General features: G+C 52.7%; 9 protein-coding genes. 4 read left to right on the forward strand and 5 right to left on the reverse strand.

Features of this window, described 5'->3' with window-relative positions; genetic code table 11:
- Window positions 1-207: 207 nt before the first annotated feature.
- The 4 genes from ACR0EO_RS20220 (at window position 208) to ACR0EO_RS20235 (ending at window position 6,479) form a co-directional block, all read left to right on the forward strand.
- Window positions 208-1,740 (forward strand): sulfatase-like hydrolase/transferase, encoded by a 1,533-nt coding sequence (locus ACR0EO_RS20220; protein ID WP_480692641.1) that lies wholly within the window; start codon window positions 208-210, stop codon window positions 1,738-1,740.
- A 126-nt stretch (window positions 1,741-1,866) separates the two neighbouring features.
- Entirely contained in the window at window positions 1,867-3,732 is a 1,866-nt protein-coding gene (locus ACR0EO_RS20225) for a PAS-domain containing protein (RefSeq protein WP_480692642.1), read from the forward strand.
- On the forward strand, window positions 3,732-4,433 hold the full coding sequence (locus ACR0EO_RS20230; protein ID WP_480692644.1) for a response regulator transcription factor: 702 nt from the start codon (window positions 3,732-3,734) through the stop codon (window positions 4,431-4,433). Before ACR0EO_RS20225 ends, ACR0EO_RS20230 begins: the two co-directional genes overlap by 1 nt.
- A gap of 279 nt (window positions 4,434-4,712) precedes the next feature.
- On the forward strand, window positions 4,713-6,479 hold the full coding sequence (locus tag ACR0EO_RS20235; protein ID WP_480692645.1) for an ABC transporter ATP-binding protein: 1,767 nt from the start codon (window positions 4,713-4,715) through the stop codon (window positions 6,477-6,479).
- Between the two features lie 78 nt (window positions 6,480-6,557).
- Here the strand turns inward: ACR0EO_RS20235 and ACR0EO_RS20240 are convergent, their stop codons facing one another.
- The 5 genes from ACR0EO_RS20240 to ACR0EO_RS20260 are packed head-to-tail and all read right to left on the reverse strand — an operon-like array spanning window position 6,558 to window position 16,039.
- Window positions 6,558-7,793, reverse strand: coding sequence for an HlyD family type I secretion periplasmic adaptor subunit (locus ACR0EO_RS20240; protein ID WP_480692646.1), 1,236 nt, complete (start codon window positions 7,791-7,793; stop codon window positions 6,558-6,560).
- A gap of 58 nt (window positions 7,794-7,851) precedes the next feature.
- A complete protein-coding gene (locus tag ACR0EO_RS20245; protein WP_480692648.1) occupies window positions 7,852-9,999 on the reverse strand; it encodes a type I secretion system permease/ATPase in 2,148 nt (715 codons plus the stop codon).
- A complete protein-coding gene (locus ACR0EO_RS20250; RefSeq protein ID WP_480692649.1) occupies window positions 9,996-11,303 on the reverse strand; it encodes a TolC family protein in 1,308 nt (435 codons plus the stop codon). The genes ACR0EO_RS20245 and ACR0EO_RS20250 overlap by 4 nt, the downstream gene beginning before the upstream one ends.
- A 43-nt stretch (window positions 11,304-11,346) precedes the next feature.
- Window positions 11,347-12,150 carry a SapC family protein gene (locus tag ACR0EO_RS20255; protein WP_480692650.1) on the reverse strand — a complete coding sequence of 268 codons (804 nt, stop codon included), beginning with the start codon at window positions 12,148-12,150 and terminating at the stop codon, window positions 11,347-11,349.
- 58 nt (window positions 12,151-12,208) lie between these two features.
- Window positions 12,209-16,039: an Ig-like domain-containing protein gene (locus tag ACR0EO_RS20260; protein WP_480692651.1), complete on the reverse strand. Its 3,831-nt coding sequence runs from the start codon at window positions 16,037-16,039 to the stop codon at window positions 12,209-12,211.
- Window positions 16,040-16,151 lie beyond the last annotated feature (112 nt).

Below are 16,151 nucleotides of genomic sequence, written 5' to 3' on the forward strand. Positions count from 1 at the left end.
GTGCAATAGCGTGGGTGTGACAGTTTCGAGACGTAGTGATCCAAGTTGCGCCAGTAAACCTGCCCTATTGGTATGCGGCATATTTTCTTTTTTCTTCCCAGCCCTTTGCTGCTCAAACAAAATCATGCGTGACAAATCGGTTGTCGGGATTGATGAACGCAGACATGGTTCGCCCGACCCACAATCGTGGAATCAAAAGGAAATGAAATGCCGCACGCCGGGAATGTTCTGTTTGTTATCATTGATCAATTGCGGGCGGATTGCCTCAATGGGGCTTTGGCGTCCCATGTTGATTTACCGAACTTGCGTGCGTTCATGAAGGACGCGGTAACCTTCGATCGGCATTTCTCCGTGACCAATCCGTGCGGACCGTCCCGGGCTTCGATCCTGACGGGGCAATATGCAATGAACCATCGGTCGGTTCGCAATGGAACACCGTTGCGCCACGATACCCCTAATATAGCAACTGAAATGCGTAAGGCCGGGTATCTGCCCATGTTGTTCGGTTACACCGACACATCCGCTGATCCACGTGCGCATCACTCAAACGACCCGATCCTGAAATCCTATGAACAACCAATGACTGGGTTTCATGAAGTTATCGAAATGCGTCTTGAGGAATCCTATCCTTGGCGAGCGGATCTCATGCAAAAAGGGTATGTGTTCGAGGATTACTGGGATCTGCATAAACCGGTTTCGCCCACAGGCGGGGATACCCGCTTGAATGACCCGGCCCCATATAAGGCCGAGGACAGCGACACAGCGTTTCTGACCGATGCGTTCATCAACAGCATGGCACCATTTGCTGGGCAGGGTTGGTTCGCGCATCTGACTTACATCCGGCCCCATCCGCCGCTGGTGGCACCAGCACCTTACAATGACATGTACGACCCAACGGGTTTGCCGGTGCCGAATGGGCATATTGATCCGTCAAAGGAACGGGCTATCCACCCGTTCTTTGGTCCGACAATGGACAAACAGACGCCTGCAGACTTTGTTGAGGGCTTTGATACCGTCGAGCCGACAGTTGAAAATATTCAGGCATTGCGGGCAGTTTATCTTGGCTTGGCGACCGAGGTGGATCACCATATAGGCCGTGTCTTGCAGTTTCTGAAAGACAGCGGGCAATACGATGACACTCTGGTGGTGATCAGCGCCGATCACGGTGAAATGCTGGGGGATCGACATAGCTGGGGTAAGATGACGGTTTACGACGCCGCTTATCATACACCGCTGATCATTCGAGCTCCGGGCAATCAGTCACAGGCTGGGTCAATTGTAACTGTTCCGACCGAGTCCATCGATATTACACCGACCATACTTGACTGGGTGGGGCAATCGATTCCGAATTCCATGGACGGACGATCGCTGATGCCTTTGCTTAAGGGACAGAAACCAGAGAGCTGGCGGGCGTATTCATTTAGTGAATTGGATTTTGCGGCACCAGAGAAACCTACTCTCTGGCAGCAACGTCTGGGTACGGGCAACAGCGACTCTTGCTTGGGTATACTGCGAGACGAAAGGTTTACTCTCGTCGAGTTCGCCGCAGAATTATCTCCAATCCTTTTCGACCATGAGGGCAAGGGGGAGTTGGAAAACGTCGCAGACCAACCCGAATATGCGGCTGATCTGGCGCGACTGGGACGGCAGATGTTGCGGCACCGTATGCAGAACATGGATCACACGTTGTCTCTCCATTCGATTACGGCTGACGGGCCTAAGTCGAAAACCAGATACTAACTGCATTTCGCTCGTACTGGCCCCAATGTGTCGCGTCTTTGCCCTCTACACCTGTGACAAATCCGATGTTACGCATGTGTTACGGGGAGGGTAATTTTGGACGTTACCGGACAACATGCGAAAGAAATGACAACCGCCGGTCTAAACCTGATCGGGCAGGGCTTGTCGATCTATGATAGCCAACTGCGACTGGTGGTGAGCAATCGGCCATTCCAGACAATGTTCGAATTGCCGGACGAGCTGGTGCAACCCGGCGCCCGGTTTACAGACACTATCCGGTATCTGGCTGAAAGGGGCGAATACGGCGAAGACGTAGATGTCGAAGAAATGGTCGATCTACGGGTCAAGCAGGCCCTTAACTTTGAGCCGCATTACCTGGAACGTGTTCGCGCCGATGGCCAAGTAATCTCAGTTGAAGGTGCTCCTTTGCCGAAAGGGGGATGGGTGGCGGTTTACACCGATATCACCAACACCAAACAGGCCGAAGCTTTGTTGCGCGCACGATCCGAGGAGTTGTCCGACCAACTGCTGGACCGTGCAGAGGAATTATCAGCGGCCAATCGTAAGCTTGCAGCCACGAACGCGGCACTAGAGGAAGCCAAGCACCAGCTGACCGAGATTGAAGCCCGAACGCGAATGACGACCGAGATGATGCCGGCGCATATCGCGCATCTGGATCGTCACGGGCGATATGACTACTCTAACCGCAGGCTCAGCGCGGTCCTGCCGGGGCGGCCGTCTGATATTCTGGACATGCATATTTCGGACGCGCTTGGTGCGACGGCCTTCGTTCGGGTCGAACCACATCTAAACAAGGCGTATGCGGGTGAACCTTCGGTTTTCGAGTTCACCGAACATCAGGATTCTCGGCGGATTCGAGTGTCCTTTACGCCTGACGGGGAAGGCGGTGTCTATGTGATGTCGGTGGATATCACCGAGGAAACGCAGGCCCGGGTTGCCTTGCAACAGACACGACGCAGGGCAATGGCCGCACAGATGACAAGCGGTTTGGCGCATGACTTTTCCAATCTATTGACCATTATTCTGGGCATGCAGGCCCGGTTGGAGAAGATGGACTTGCAAGAAGAGGCTCGTGAACTCGTGTCCGCGACGCAGCAAACAGCACGGCGCGGGGGGCAGCTTTTGAACCGGATTGCTGACATGACCGGCAACCGGACGCCGCATCCTCAGGCAACCGACATGCGGGGTCTGTTGGAAGACCTGCGTATCTTGGCGTCGCCCTCATTACCGCGTGGCGTAGGATTGTCGGTGGTGAACACGTTGCCGGACGAGGCGCTGATGCTGGACCCGGGCATGATGCAGGACGCCTTGCTAAACTTGGTTCTGAATGCCCGTGACGCCTGTGGAGAGTTTGGCCAGATCACGATCAGCGCCCACAGAATAGGTGCGATTTGGATCGAGATAGCTGTTTCAGATACAGGGCCTGGATTCTCAAACGAGGCTTTGGAAAAGGCGATGAACCCGTTCTTCACCACCAAAGGCAACAAAGGGTCGGGTTTAGGTCTACCAATGGTCTACGACACCGTTAAGCTTGCCGGCGGTGACTTGAGTCTGCGCAACACTCCGTCCGGCGCGTCCGTTATCCTGCGGCTACCTTACCGTCCTGCGCCGCCAATTCAGAGTGGGCTTGTTTTGCTGGTCGAGGACAGCGATGAATTGCGCGGCCAGTTTAGGGACATGTTGATTGAAATGGGCTTCACTGTCATCGAAGCAACGTCAGTAGACGAAGCGCTGTCTCTGACGGCAGAAATAGACGACATAGTCCTTGTGTTGTCGGATATTCGGCTAGAAGGGCAGGGAACCGGTCTGGACTTGTTATCTAAGCTTAAGTCTGCGCTGCCGTGTATTCTTATGACGTCGCTTCCGTATTCCGACCCTTTGCACCGACAGGCGCTGACTATGGCGCCGGTTTTGCGCAAACCGTTTACAATGGCACAACTTTCTTCCCTGATCCGAACCGAGGCCGCCTGATGACACAACCGCTGGTCACAATCGTAGATGATGAGCCCGAAATCCGCCGCATCTTGACCGAAGCGCTGGAAGATGCCGGTTTTCGGACGCACAGTTTCTCTCGCGCTCGCGAGTTTGAGGCTTCGCTCAAGAGTGTTACACCAGATGTTTGTTTGGTGGATCTGTCTTTACCGGACACCGATGGATTGGCTTTGGTTCACAGGCTGGCGCTTGAGCAGGGGGCGGCAGTCATAATCATCTCAGGTCGCGCTCAAGTACAGGATCGGGTGACTGGGCTCGAGCTTGGGGCTGACGACTATATCACCAAACCATTTGATCCTGCCGAAGTTGTCGCGCGCATCCGGGCTCGACTGCGTACACCCCGCACCAAAACTCTGCAGTCTGAAATTGCCCGTTTCAATGGATGGACGGCACATTTCGATCGATACATTTTGGAAGACGGCAACGGCGTTGAAACCCCATTCAGCCATGCGGAAGGGGAGGTTCTGAGGTTGTTTCTGGAAAGTCCAAAGCGTCTGATCAGCCGGGCCCAGATGCAAGAAGCGTTGGGCGGGGCGGCCGGTGACAGTTTCGACCGAGCGATGGACGTGCGTATTTCTCGATTGCGCACAAAACTGGGTGAAGATCCGAAAAATCCACGCCTGATCAAAACGATTTATGGCGCCGGGTATATCTTTTTGGGTGATGTTGAGTGGCGGTAATGCGCTGATGGGGTCCGATCTGCTTGCAAAAATAGCTGGTCGAGATCATAGGTTAAACGTTTGAAAACAGTGGAATAGCCATAGATTGTTGCTAAGAGAGCCCAATATCGACACAACAGATTTTATATTCTGCGTGCTAACTATGGATTCTTTGGACAGTCGCGCATAACTAACAGCATCCCGTTTTGCCGGCTGTTGCCGCTCCTATAAGCCACTTGGGTCACCAATTGACAACAGCACTGATAGGCATCGAAACGACAAAAGGTCTTGGAGAGTAGAATGATCAAAGAAGCCTGGGCCAAATGGCGTTCGGGTCATATTGGCCGCCTTCTGGGCGAAAGTCTCCGAAGCCAGGGTTGGTTGTATGGGATTTCCATGATCGCGATGGTCGTGGTTGCCGCGACCACTGCCGGGACGGCGTGGATGATGGAAAACATCGTCAATACCATGACTGAGCCTGATAAGCGGTCCCAAGTTTATCTGGTTGCGGGCGCTGTTGTTACCTTGTTCTTCTGCAAGGCAGCCGCTTCGTTCGTTCAATCAGTGTTCTTGGCGCGCGCCGGCAACAGGATTATCGCTGTTCAACAAGAGAGGCTTTTTGCAAAGCTGATCAAGCGTGGTGTGGGGTTTTTTGCCAGAACCGAGTCCTCCAGTCTGTTGATGCGGGTCACGCAAGGTGCACAGGCCGCCAGGCGCTTGGTTGATGTTATTGTCACCGGGTTTGTGCGCGATGCATTAACGCTGGTCGGCCTTGTATTCGTGATGGTTTATCAGCAGCCGCTTCTTTCGGTTCTGTTCTTTGTCGTCGGTCCTGTTGCGCTGTATTGCATACGCTATTTGTTGAAAAGCGTTCGCTCCATCATGCAATCCGAGATGAAGGCGCTTTCGGAAATCATCAAAGTGCTGCAAGAAACCTCGGGCGGTATCACGATCATCAAGGTTTTCGCGCTGGAAGATCATATGACACAGCGTATGAACGGCGCGATCAGGTCAGTTGAAAATCGTGCAAACTCAATTTCCAAGCTTCAGTCTGTCGCGAGCCCACTGATGGAGTTTCTCGCCGGTCTTGCCGTGGCTGGTGTTCTGATCATCAGCACGATGGGTATTGCGGGAAGCGAACCGACAACAGCTGGTCAATTGATGTCTTTCATCACTGCATTGTTGATGGCTTACGAGCCTGCAAAACGTTTGTCCAAAATGCGTGTTGTCATCGAAACAACGCTGGTTCCGATTGGCATGATGTTTGAACTGCTAGATCAAGAAGAACCAATGCGCGAAAAGCCAGGCGCCAAAGAACTCGAGCCGGGCCCTGGGAAAATTCAGTTCAAGAACCTTACGTTCGGGTACCCGGGCAAACCAAATGTTATCAAGAATATGAACGTGACATTCGAAGCTGGTAAAACAACGGCTTTGGTTGGTCAGTCAGGTGGCGGTAAGTCCACAATATTCGGGCTCATCATGCGGTTTTATGATCCCGCTCGGGGTAGGGTTGAAATCGACGATCAGGATTTGCAGAACATTACGTTCGCTTCTCTACGCCAGAAGATTTCGTACGTGGGTCAGGAGACGTTTCTCTTCTCGTCAACGGTGATGGAGAACCTTCGTATTGCGCGTCCTGATGCGACGGATGAAGAAGTGATGGAGGCAGCCCGAGCGGCCCATGCGCACGACTTCATCACCCAGTTGCATAATGGCTATGACACTGAGGTTGGCGAAAACGGTGCCTTCTTGTCTGGTGGGCAGAAGCAAAGACTTGCCATTGCACGTGCAATTCTTCGAAAATCAGAAATTCTTCTGCTGGATGAGGCGACTAGCGCTCTTGATGCTGAGTCCGAAGCTCTGGTCAAAACTGCTTTGGATAAGCTGACGAAGAACGTCACAACCATCGTGATCGCGCACCGTCTTTCGACCGTTTTGGAGGCAGACAAAATTATGGTCATCCAAGAGGGGCGTGTTGTTGAAGAAGGTGATCTCGCAGCGCTGACGAAACAGGAAGGTGCGTTTAAAAAGTTGTTTGATCAGCAATTCAAACAGCCAGTGTCGTAACATAGTTTGATTTGCTAGCCATGGCCGAAGTTCTCGGCCACGGCTACGCTTCTGGTTCAAGCTGACTAAGTCTCGACTTCACTCTCTCAGAGCTCTGTTTTTCACTTTTACCACGGGTTCCAAAAGGTACTCCAAAACCGTTTTCTTCCCGGAGAGTATGTCGACCTCAGCGACCATCCCGGGAATAATCTCGACGGCAATACCATTTGCGTCCAGCATAGAGTTTTGCGTCTCTATCTCGACGACGAATACTTCTTCGTCATTGCGTTCCGATCGTGTGATCGTACTCGCGCCAATTCGGATTATTTCACCATCCAAAGCACCGTAACGTGCGAAATCATACGCGGTGATTTTGACTTTCACCGACTGACCTGCATGCAAGAATGCGATGTCCTCCGGTCGAACATACGCCTCCACTAACAACGTGTCGTTCATTGGGACTATTTCAACAAGCTCTTCACCGCTGCGTGCCAGGCCACCAATTGTTGTACGGTGGATGCGGTTGATAATACCCCTGACTGGAGACCGGATTAGGGCGCGATCAGCCCTGTTTTGTAAAGCCGGTAGAACTGGCTGTAGGGCCGCAAGCTCAGTTGTAGCTAGAGCAAGATCCGTCAATGCTGCGCTGCGAAACCTGCTTCGTGTGGCACGGATGCGGTCATCAATTTCATCCAGACCGGTCTTAAGCCTGGCTGTGGCAGCTTCTGCTCTGGTTTTTCGACCGTGCCACTCTGCTTCACTGCGCAGAAGAGTCAAAAGAGTAGTCGCTGGCTCCATTCTCTTCTCTACTAACGGTTCCATTATCGCCCGCTCCTTAGCCAACAGATCCAGCGTTTTTTCAGCTGTAATGTGATCTACCAGCCCTTCTTCAAATTCTTGCTGACGTTGTTGTCGCTGACGTTCTAAGATACTGATTTCCGAATGTAATTCGGTCTGACGACCTCGATGCAGCGCGGTCTCAGACTTCACGACTTCAGGTGCACCTTCAATCAGTGCAGCGCTAAAACTAAGATCTGTGCTGCTGATTTCAGCTTGCAAACGTTGGACGCGGGCCATTAATCCAAAAGCTTTTTGTTGTTCTTGAAGCAACTGACTGTCGATCTGGGTGGTGTCGAATTCCATTAGCAATGTGCCGGCATCGACAACCTGGCCTTCGCGTACTTTAAGAGATTGCAGCACACCGGGTTCGGTTGCTTCGATGACCTGCACGTCCGCAGAGGGAACAATGCGCCCGTCCACCCGGGTCACATCATCCAATTCCGCCCATTGCGCCCAAAGCATCAAGGCCGTTAGGCAGGAGCAAATCGCCAGCAATAGCAGTGATCCTCTAAGCGTAGAACGGCCGCGCATTTCACGCGCGAGCTGTGCTAGGTCAGGATGCCGCGACATTCAGATGCCTCCGCGATTTGCGCACGTTTTGTTCGAGCATAGACTTCGGACCGTCTGCCCCGATACGACCCTTGTCGATTACGATTACCCGATCTACGAGTTCCAATAGGCTTGTCCGGTGAGTGACTATCAGCATTGTCGTAGACCCTGTTGCTTCTTTGAGGCGCTGGATCACTTCTGCTTCGGTTTTGACATCCATCGCGCTGGTTGGCTCATCTAACAGAAGGACCGGAGGCCGCCCAATCAGCGCTCGGGCGAGCGCTATAGCTTGGCGTTGGCCCCCCGATAGACCCTCTCCTCGTTCGGCCAACTGGAGATCATAGCCGTTCGGATTGCTGGCAAGGAAATCCTCTACTCCTGCAACCTTCCCAGCATGAATTAAATCTTCGTCTCTTGGGCGAACAGCCCCGCTCATGATGTTTTCTCGGACCGATCCAGAGAATAGCCAGATGTCCTGCAAAACAGATCCCACGTTTCTCCGAAGATCTCCCGGATCAATTTGGCGGATGTCGACGCCGTCAAGCATTACAGATCCTGATCCGGGCTCGTACAGTCCAAGCAATAGACGTGTGATAGTGCTTTTCCCTGATCCGATAGGGCCCAGAACCGCAACTTTTTCACCGGGCTGAATCGTGAAAGAAACCCCTTTCAATGTGTCTTCTGTCTGGTCGGGATAAGAAAACTTCACGTCCTTGAAAGTGATGCAGCCGTTGACGTTGGATCGGCTGATCCAGATTCGCCCTTCCGGACGCTCACTTTCGGCCAACATCAAACTGTTTAGATTGCGATAGGCGCTGCGTGCCTGGTTCACTCTTGTCAAGGTTTGCGCCAGTTGGCCCAAAGGCGCCAAAGCCCTCCCGGTTAACATTACAGATGCGACCAACGCCCCCATGCTAGCCTGTCCATCAGAAACCAGAAACACACCATAAAATACGATTAACACCTGCGCTGCCTGTTGTGTGAAACCAGTAAGGTTAAGCGCGAATTGAGTTACGGTTCGACTTTGTGTCCCGTGGGCGGACTGTTGTTCGATTGCAGCTTCCCATCTAGCCCGCATTGATCTGGCAGCTGCTGTTGTCTTGATAGTCTCGAGCCCTGAAACTGTCTCAACCAAAACAGATTGTTTCGACTGTCCAGTGGAAAGACTCTTCTCGGCCAGACGAGATAATACTGGTTGAACCGCGATTCCGGTGAGCAGTACAATTGGTACTGCGAGAGCGGGAATAGTCGCCAAGGGTCCGCCAACCACGTAGATCACCAGTATAAACAAGCCGATGAACGGCAGATCGACCAAGGCAACAAGGGTCGCAGACGTGAAGAATTCACGCAGAGTTTCAAACTCTCGAATGGTGTTTGCCATTGCGCCTGTCGATCCTGTGCGCGACTTCATCCTTATGTTGAGAACTTGGTCGAATACGCGCCGCCCCATTAGCAGGTCAGCATTTTGCCCCGCTCGATCAATAAAGCCTGCACGCAAGAGTTTGAGAATAAAATCAAACGCTAGTGCCAAGCCGACCCCGGTGGTTAGAGCGATCAGGGACTCTGTGGCCTCATTAGGTAGAACACGGTCGTAAACAACCATGATAAAGATTGAAGTGGATAGGCCCAGAAAGTTCGCAAGTGCAGCGGCAAGTATAACCTGAGCATACGACCATCGGTTCGCAGCCATTGCTGACCAAAACCAGTGACCCATTGAGGAAGTGGCGCTCGACGCAGTCGGCTGACTATGGCCGCGTCGAAACAAAAGGGCGTAGCCAGTGTAAACTGAACTCAGTGTATCCTTTGTTATTTCGCCAATTCCCTCACCTAGTTCTGGGTCGAAGATCAACGAGTTCCCGTCTTGCGTAAGGCCGTGAAAAACGACGGCACGATCATTTTCTAACAGCAAGATTGCGGGGGTCAGATTGTTGTCAAACTCAGACAATTTTTGCTTGCCGTAAGCGGCTTGCAACCCTGCTCGATGTGCCGCTTCAAGAGCATCCCGGATACTCAGCCCGCCTTCGTTTCCGGTCTGAGCCGCATAAAGCGCAGCAAATGTTATTGGCCGATCCAAATGGGCGGAAATGTGCAAAACGCAGGTTTCGAGGGCGGAAAGAGGTAATGCCTTCGGCACAGTTCTCAGCGATGTCATAAGCCTGTGCCCCAATCTAGCGTTGAAATTCCAAGCAGATCCAAAATGTCACCCGTTAAACTCAACACAGCATAGTTGGTGAGAAAAAAGCTTTGCTCGGCAAGTATTAGTCTCTCCTGAGCGTTCACGTAGTCTCGTTGGGCGTCCAGAATCTCAACCATGCTGCGGCGCCCAATAGTGAATTGCGAACGCGCGGCTGCAACACTATCGGCATTGGCCCGAACGGCAATTCGTGCGGCCTGCAAACGTTCAGCACCTGCTTTTTGATCTGACCGAACGAACCCCAACTCGCGATGGATATCTCGGATTACGGACTCCCGTACAAATTCGGCTTCTTTCACTTGTGCTTCGGCGGCGGCGACTGCCGCACGCCTTTGTCCTGTGCTGTCCAATTCGTAGTTGACCGAAAAGTCGACGCCAAAATTTGGGTCGTTGTCTTCCCCACGATCAGCAAATGCGGCAACTCTCACATCTGGATGCCGCCGTGCAATTGCGGCGGTCTGATCGGCGCGAGCCGCCAACAAAGCGGCATCTGCTCGCCTTACCTGAGGGCTGTCCATGACGATTTCTGTGTCGGTTCGCATGAGTTTTGGAGCGGTAACGGGCGGGGCAAGCGCTACAGGCGCAGATCCAAACACCTCTTGGAAGCGTGCGTTTGCTCGGTCCAATCTCGCTTTAGCATCTGCCATTCTCGTACGCGCATCTGCCATTCGTGACCGGGCCGTCAGAACGTCTGCGTTTGAACCCACTCCTTGCGCGGATCTTTTGGAGATTTGCTGTAGCAGTTCTTTGTGGACGGTGAGATTGCGGGTAGAAATCTCCAAGATTTCTCGTCTGTCTAAAACTAAAATGTAAGCTTCAATAGCGGACAGAGCGGCAGCTGAAGCAGTTTGGATTTGATTGCCCTTGCTCTCCAAAACGCGTGCTTTGGCAGCGGTTAGATCACCTGACGCAGCGCCACCATCGTATACCAGTTGCGATACCCGTAGGTAGGGGGTTACATCAGCGACATCAGAATTTACCCTTTGAGATCTGGCATTTATTCCAACGGAAAGTTGCGGCAAGAACGCCCCTTTCGCGGCGTCCTCGTTCGCTGAGGCGGTCTCCAATCTGCTGCTGCTTTGAGCCAACTCCGGGTTGGTTTCTACCGCTACCCGAATGCGGTTCCCAAAATCACTTTTGGTCAGTTTAAGTGAAACTGGGGTCGCGCCAGCACCCACGGATCCAACCGAAAATGACTCCTCTACTCCCACCAAATCAGGTGAGGGGGTACAGGCGGACACCGCTGCTGCAAATTGCAGCACGCAAATAGCTCTTAAAGCGTGATTTAGAATTGGCATGGGTGTTTCACACCTCAATGGTTTCAGGAAAGTCGTCGTTTTGCGCGTTCGCTATGGCGTAGAGGAAAGCTGAAACATCTGAATTTTCGGTGTATTTTTGTGGCGTAGAATTCGAAATCAAACTGAGCTGGGCCTGTGCCAGAGTTCGGCAGTGAGAAAGCGATACGTTGTGCGCGTAGATCAGCTGGATAGCTCCGCAGTCCAGCAACTTGGCTTTATCTGTCTTTGGTAACGTTTCAAGTTTTTCAGGTGCTATTCCAAGAGAACCTGGTGGAAGGCTTACATTCTCATAAGAGTCCAGTTGTTCAAACAAGCCGAGCTTCTCAATTGATAGGCATATGCTCTGTGTTTCCTCTAGAGCTTTTGAACAGGCTCGTAGGTAAGTCTGGACCTCTTGCAGTTCGGGCGAAATCGTACCGTCACCCTTAAAAAAGGTTTGGTCACCTGAGGCTCTCGTAACGAGGTTCGAATTCTCATCTACAAGAAGTCGATAAACCGACCCTTTCCCAGTGGGTTCCGCAAAAAAGGGAAAGCTGCGCAGTTTAGATGGTACGTAGTTGGCTAACCAATTTCCTTCGCTTGAAACGTAAGGTGATGCCAAATCAGGCGATAATGACAACAACGCCGTCGGCTCAATTGCCCCGTTTGTGTCTTTGAACACAATCGGGAATGCGGCTGCTGCTTTGAAAACTTCCTCAAGAACGACTGGGCATTCTGAGTATTTTGATGCGAAATCGAAAGAAGTGAACCGTTTCCAGAATTGATGCTGGTGTCGTCGGTAGGTTACCGGAAAAAGGCCGTTCTGTGCCATTTAAGTCTCGCTAGATGGAATAGACTGCCGATTATTGGAACCGGCAGTCATTTGAAGATCAGGCGCTAGCGCCAGTAGGGTCCGTGTGAAGGATGTTATCGGCGCTTAGACTTGCCAAGTCGTCCAATCCCGTGAACTGCGCCACCGTTTCCACTGATGCAGAGTTTGGCGCAGAGTAGTCTACTTTGACCAACACACTGTCTGTTCCATCTGTTGCCATAACATAGATGTCGTCTCCCGCCTGAGTGCCGCTCAGGCTTTCGACAGCGGCTTCGATTGTTCCTTGAGATAGATCCCCAAGAATAGTCGTCAGCCCCACGACGCCGGTATCTGTACCAATGGCATCACCAACAGCCAAAGTTTCAAAGCCTGTACCATTTCCTCGTAGGGAGCCGACATCCAGGCCGTTGAACATAATCGCGTCTGCTACTTCGGTAGCCGCGCCGGTTGAGAAGCCGGTGATCGTATCGACTCCATTTGATACGGGGTCAGCTTCAAAAACGATTACATCACGCCCTGCTTCGGAGACGTCGATTGTGTCATCACCGTTCTGGCCACGAAGAACGTTATCGATGTCGGTTGCAGACAATACATCGTCCGCATTGGTGCCCACCTGAAAGACAGTGGGTCCGCCATCGGGAGTTGTGATCGTCAATTCGATAGGTTGGTTCGGATCCTGCACAGTCATTGTAAACGTCACCAACGGTTGAGTCAGGTCTGTGAATGTGGTCGCAGCCCCAGCCAGGCTGATCGCGGTGCTTCCCACGGGATTTGCTAGGAATAGATCGAACGCATTGTTTTCTTCGTCCGAGCCAGAGTCGAACGTGACAACACCAGGGTCGAACTGCAATTCAGCTGTCATGGCGAGTCCGCTGGAAACATCCCGATCGGCTGCTGCGTAGATTTCGAACGTCACGGTTGATCCATCGATCCCAGCCTGAGAAATGAAATACGCAGCTGGCACATGTGCTGTGTTCTCATCTGTCACCGGTAAGGGATCAGGTCCGGAAGAAACTGTTGCTTGTGCCGAAAAGTCGAGATCCTCTCCGGCATTGACTGCAGAAAAATCTGAGGCTGAAACAGCCAAAGACCAGCTTCCATCCGGGCTAACTGTGGTCGTGCCGACTGAGGAGCCGTTGAGCATAACATCTACGGATTGACCAGTATTTAAACCGTTCGACGTGCCCGAAACTGTTACGCCCGAACTCTGGGCCTCTGTCAGCGAAATGGAATTGTTGCTGCCTACAGGATCTATATTGAGCGTTGGGCGAAAATCGGTGTTGAGCGTTGTTGTCGCTGCATTTGACACGTTACCCGCGGCGTCTGTCACGATAGCCGATATTGGATAGCCAGTGCTGTCAGCTAAGGCTGCCAAATCGACCGAGGGAACGGTGATTGCCCAAGTTCCTCCAGATGTAAGTCCATTATAGGTCTGACCGTTCAAAGTAACGGAAACTGTCTGCCCGTCCTCGGCGTTGGTAACGCCTGAAATGATCTGGTCACTTGCTTGCTCGGTCACATCCAGTTCAGAACCTACCGCCAGTGGGTTGAGGGATATGGTAGGTGCTGTGAAATCGGTGCCGAAGTTTTCGGTGCTATCGGCAGCGTTTCCAGCTGTGTCTGAAACCGAGGCCGTCACGCTGTAAGAAAGCCCGTCTTGCAATGAAGTCAGGTCGGAAGCAGGGATTGTATAGGTCCAAGTTCCACCGCTTACCGTAGTAGTTCCAATGGCGTCGACTGTGCCGTTTGGTCTCGTTACTTCAATCGTAACGACTGCGCCGTCCGTAGCATCGGATGTACCACTGACAGTCAGGTCATTTCCTTGTTCGGCAGCGTTCATCACGTCACCATTTGCGGGACTGGTTACTGCTATAGCCGGGGCGGTGAAATCAGAGGTAAAGCTGTTGCTCGCTTGCACTGCCGGGTTACCGGCTAGATCAGATACATCCGCAGTTACAGTCACTGTGGAACCATCCGACAAAGATAAAAGATCAGCGGCCGGAACGGTGGCAGACCAAGCCCCTCCTGACACAATACCGGAATATGGCTGGCCGTTTACCGTGGCGGTGACGATTTGACCATCTTCAGCGGTGGTGGTTCCAGTAATGGTCAGATCTGTCCCTTGCTCTTGTAAGTTCAAAACTGCGCCACCAGAGAAGCTGTCAACACTCACCGTGGGGGCGATGGTATCCTTGGCAAGCGGAACGCTCGCCTGAAGTGCCGGAAGCCCGTCTGCATCAGAGACATCCGCCGTTACTGAATAACTTCTGCCTTCAGCTAGAGCCGCTAAATCTCCGGCGGGTAAAGTTACGGACCAACTGCCGCCTGAGACAGTGTTAGTGTAGGTTTGGCCACCCATAGTTACCGTCACCTGTTGACCATCCTGAACATTGGCGGTTGTGCCCGTAATTGTCAGATCGGCTGCAACTTCTAAGGCATTAATTGCCGTCCCAACAGAAAGTGGAGAGATGCTGACCGACGGGCCGGTCAGATCTACAGGCACTGAAGCGGAGGCCGGAATAGAAGTGTTCCCGGAAGCATCGGTGACCGTTACGCTGAAGGATGCCGGTACACCTGTAGACAAGGCGCCAAGGTCGTCACTTGGGATGGTAAGGCTCCACCCGCCGGCCGACGCTGTGGTGGAATAGGCTTGGCCGTCAAACACCACGTTAATTTGCCGACCGTCCTCTGCTGTGGTCGTACCCGACAAGGTCAGGTCACTTGTCAGATCGATAAGCTCAATCGACCCTCCAGCCACCGGATTAAGTGAAACCGTTGGAGCGGAAAAATCGGTGACAAAGCTAACATCGGCCTGGACTGCGGGATTCCCCGCCTGATCTGAGACGTCCGCTGTGACCGAGAATGTCTCGCCATCCGTCAGGTTGCTAAGATCTGCAGAAGGAACTGTTACGCTCCATTGACCACCCGAGACATCACCCACATAGGTTTGCCCATTAACTGTAACGGTCACAGTTTGTCCGCTTTCCGCGTTGGTGGTTCCGGAAACGATAAGGTCGGTTGTCTGTTCCGAAGCGTTCATAACCGCTCCGTCCGAGAGATTGGAGATCGTGATCGAAGGTGGGATTGTATCGACATCGAAACTGAAAGTGTGGGCAGACAGTTCCTCTCCTTCGCTGCCTAGGTTTCGAATTGTAACGTTTCGAACACCCTGAGGCAGATTGGCTGCTTCGTCCGGGGTCAAAGAAACGCTCCAAGTTCCGTCCTCGTTTGGCGAGACAGTCTTTGTGAGAGACCCAATCGAGATTTCGACCGTTTCAGTTCCTTCTGGGGCCGTTATGCTTGTTCGCGCACTGCTGAGGGTATTGGCCTGGGCACCCGCGAGGTTGAGAACAGGGTAGGTGGGTTCAGGTGTAAAGCCGGGGTCATCATCGTCTCCGCCGCCACCTCCACCGCCGCCAGCAGCCGCGGCTGCACCAGCCAATCCGATTCCCCCCAGAACGGCGCCTGTTCCGCCAATACCACCAGCAAAAGCTGCGCCGCCCGCTTCTGCAGCAAGACTGAACTGAGCAACCTCTGCCACAGCATCCTCGGCGATCATAATGGCACCGCCATCGAGAACCTGTACGTTTTCTGCAGCTACGATGACTGTTCGACCGTCGGCCAGTTTCAACAGCGCATCTCCGTTCTTTAACAATTTGGCGGAACGAACCCCGGGAATCGTTTCAGCAAACTGAAACTCGTAAAGCTCTTCAGCAGTAGCTTGTGCCAATGCGGGCAAGGCCATCAGAGTCGAGCCAAGCCCGCCTGCAAGGCCACGACCAGCCCAGCGACGCATTTTCCCATCAATCCACTTACGGATTTTCAGCTTACGCTCTGCCTCGGGCTGGGTGCCGGTCGGATTGAAGTTGGAATCAGGTTCTTTGGTCATCTTACCCTCACATGCGGTTTCCGCGTCCGTCCGGGGGGATCAGGTCTTTGTTCATCTGTTTTTCCCATCGGTGACTCATGCGGTCGGACCAGAAAAATTGAGTTAAACTGAT

This window comes from Ruegeria sp. BE9 (genome assembly GCF_056538765.1).

What these genes read in the sequence shown, in the direction of transcription:
- ACR0EO_RS20220 (WP_480692641.1), top strand. Translation starts at nt 208, where the DNA reads ATGCCGCACGCCGGGAATGTTCTGTTTGTTATCATTGATCAATTGCGG.
- ACR0EO_RS20225 (WP_480692642.1), top strand. Translation starts at nt 1,867, where the DNA reads ATGACAACCGCCGGTCTAAACCTGATCGGGCAGGGCTTGTCGATCTAT.
- ACR0EO_RS20230 (WP_480692644.1), top strand. Translation starts at nt 3,732, where the DNA reads ATGACACAACCGCTGGTCACAATCGTAGATGATGAGCCCGAAATCCGC.
- ACR0EO_RS20235 (WP_480692645.1), top strand. Translation starts at nt 4,713, where the DNA reads ATGATCAAAGAAGCCTGGGCCAAATGGCGTTCGGGTCATATTGGCCGC.
- ACR0EO_RS20245 (WP_480692648.1), bottom strand. Translation starts at nt 9,999, where the DNA reads ATGACATCGCTGAGAACTGTGCCGAAGGCATTACCTCTTTCCGCCCTC.
- ACR0EO_RS20255 (WP_480692650.1), bottom strand. Translation starts at nt 12,150, where the DNA reads ATGGCACAGAACGGCCTTTTTCCGGTAACCTACCGACGACACCAGCAT.
- ACR0EO_RS20260 (WP_480692651.1), bottom strand. Translation starts at nt 16,039, where the DNA reads ATGACCAAAGAACCTGATTCCAACTTCAATCCGACCGGCACCCAGCCC.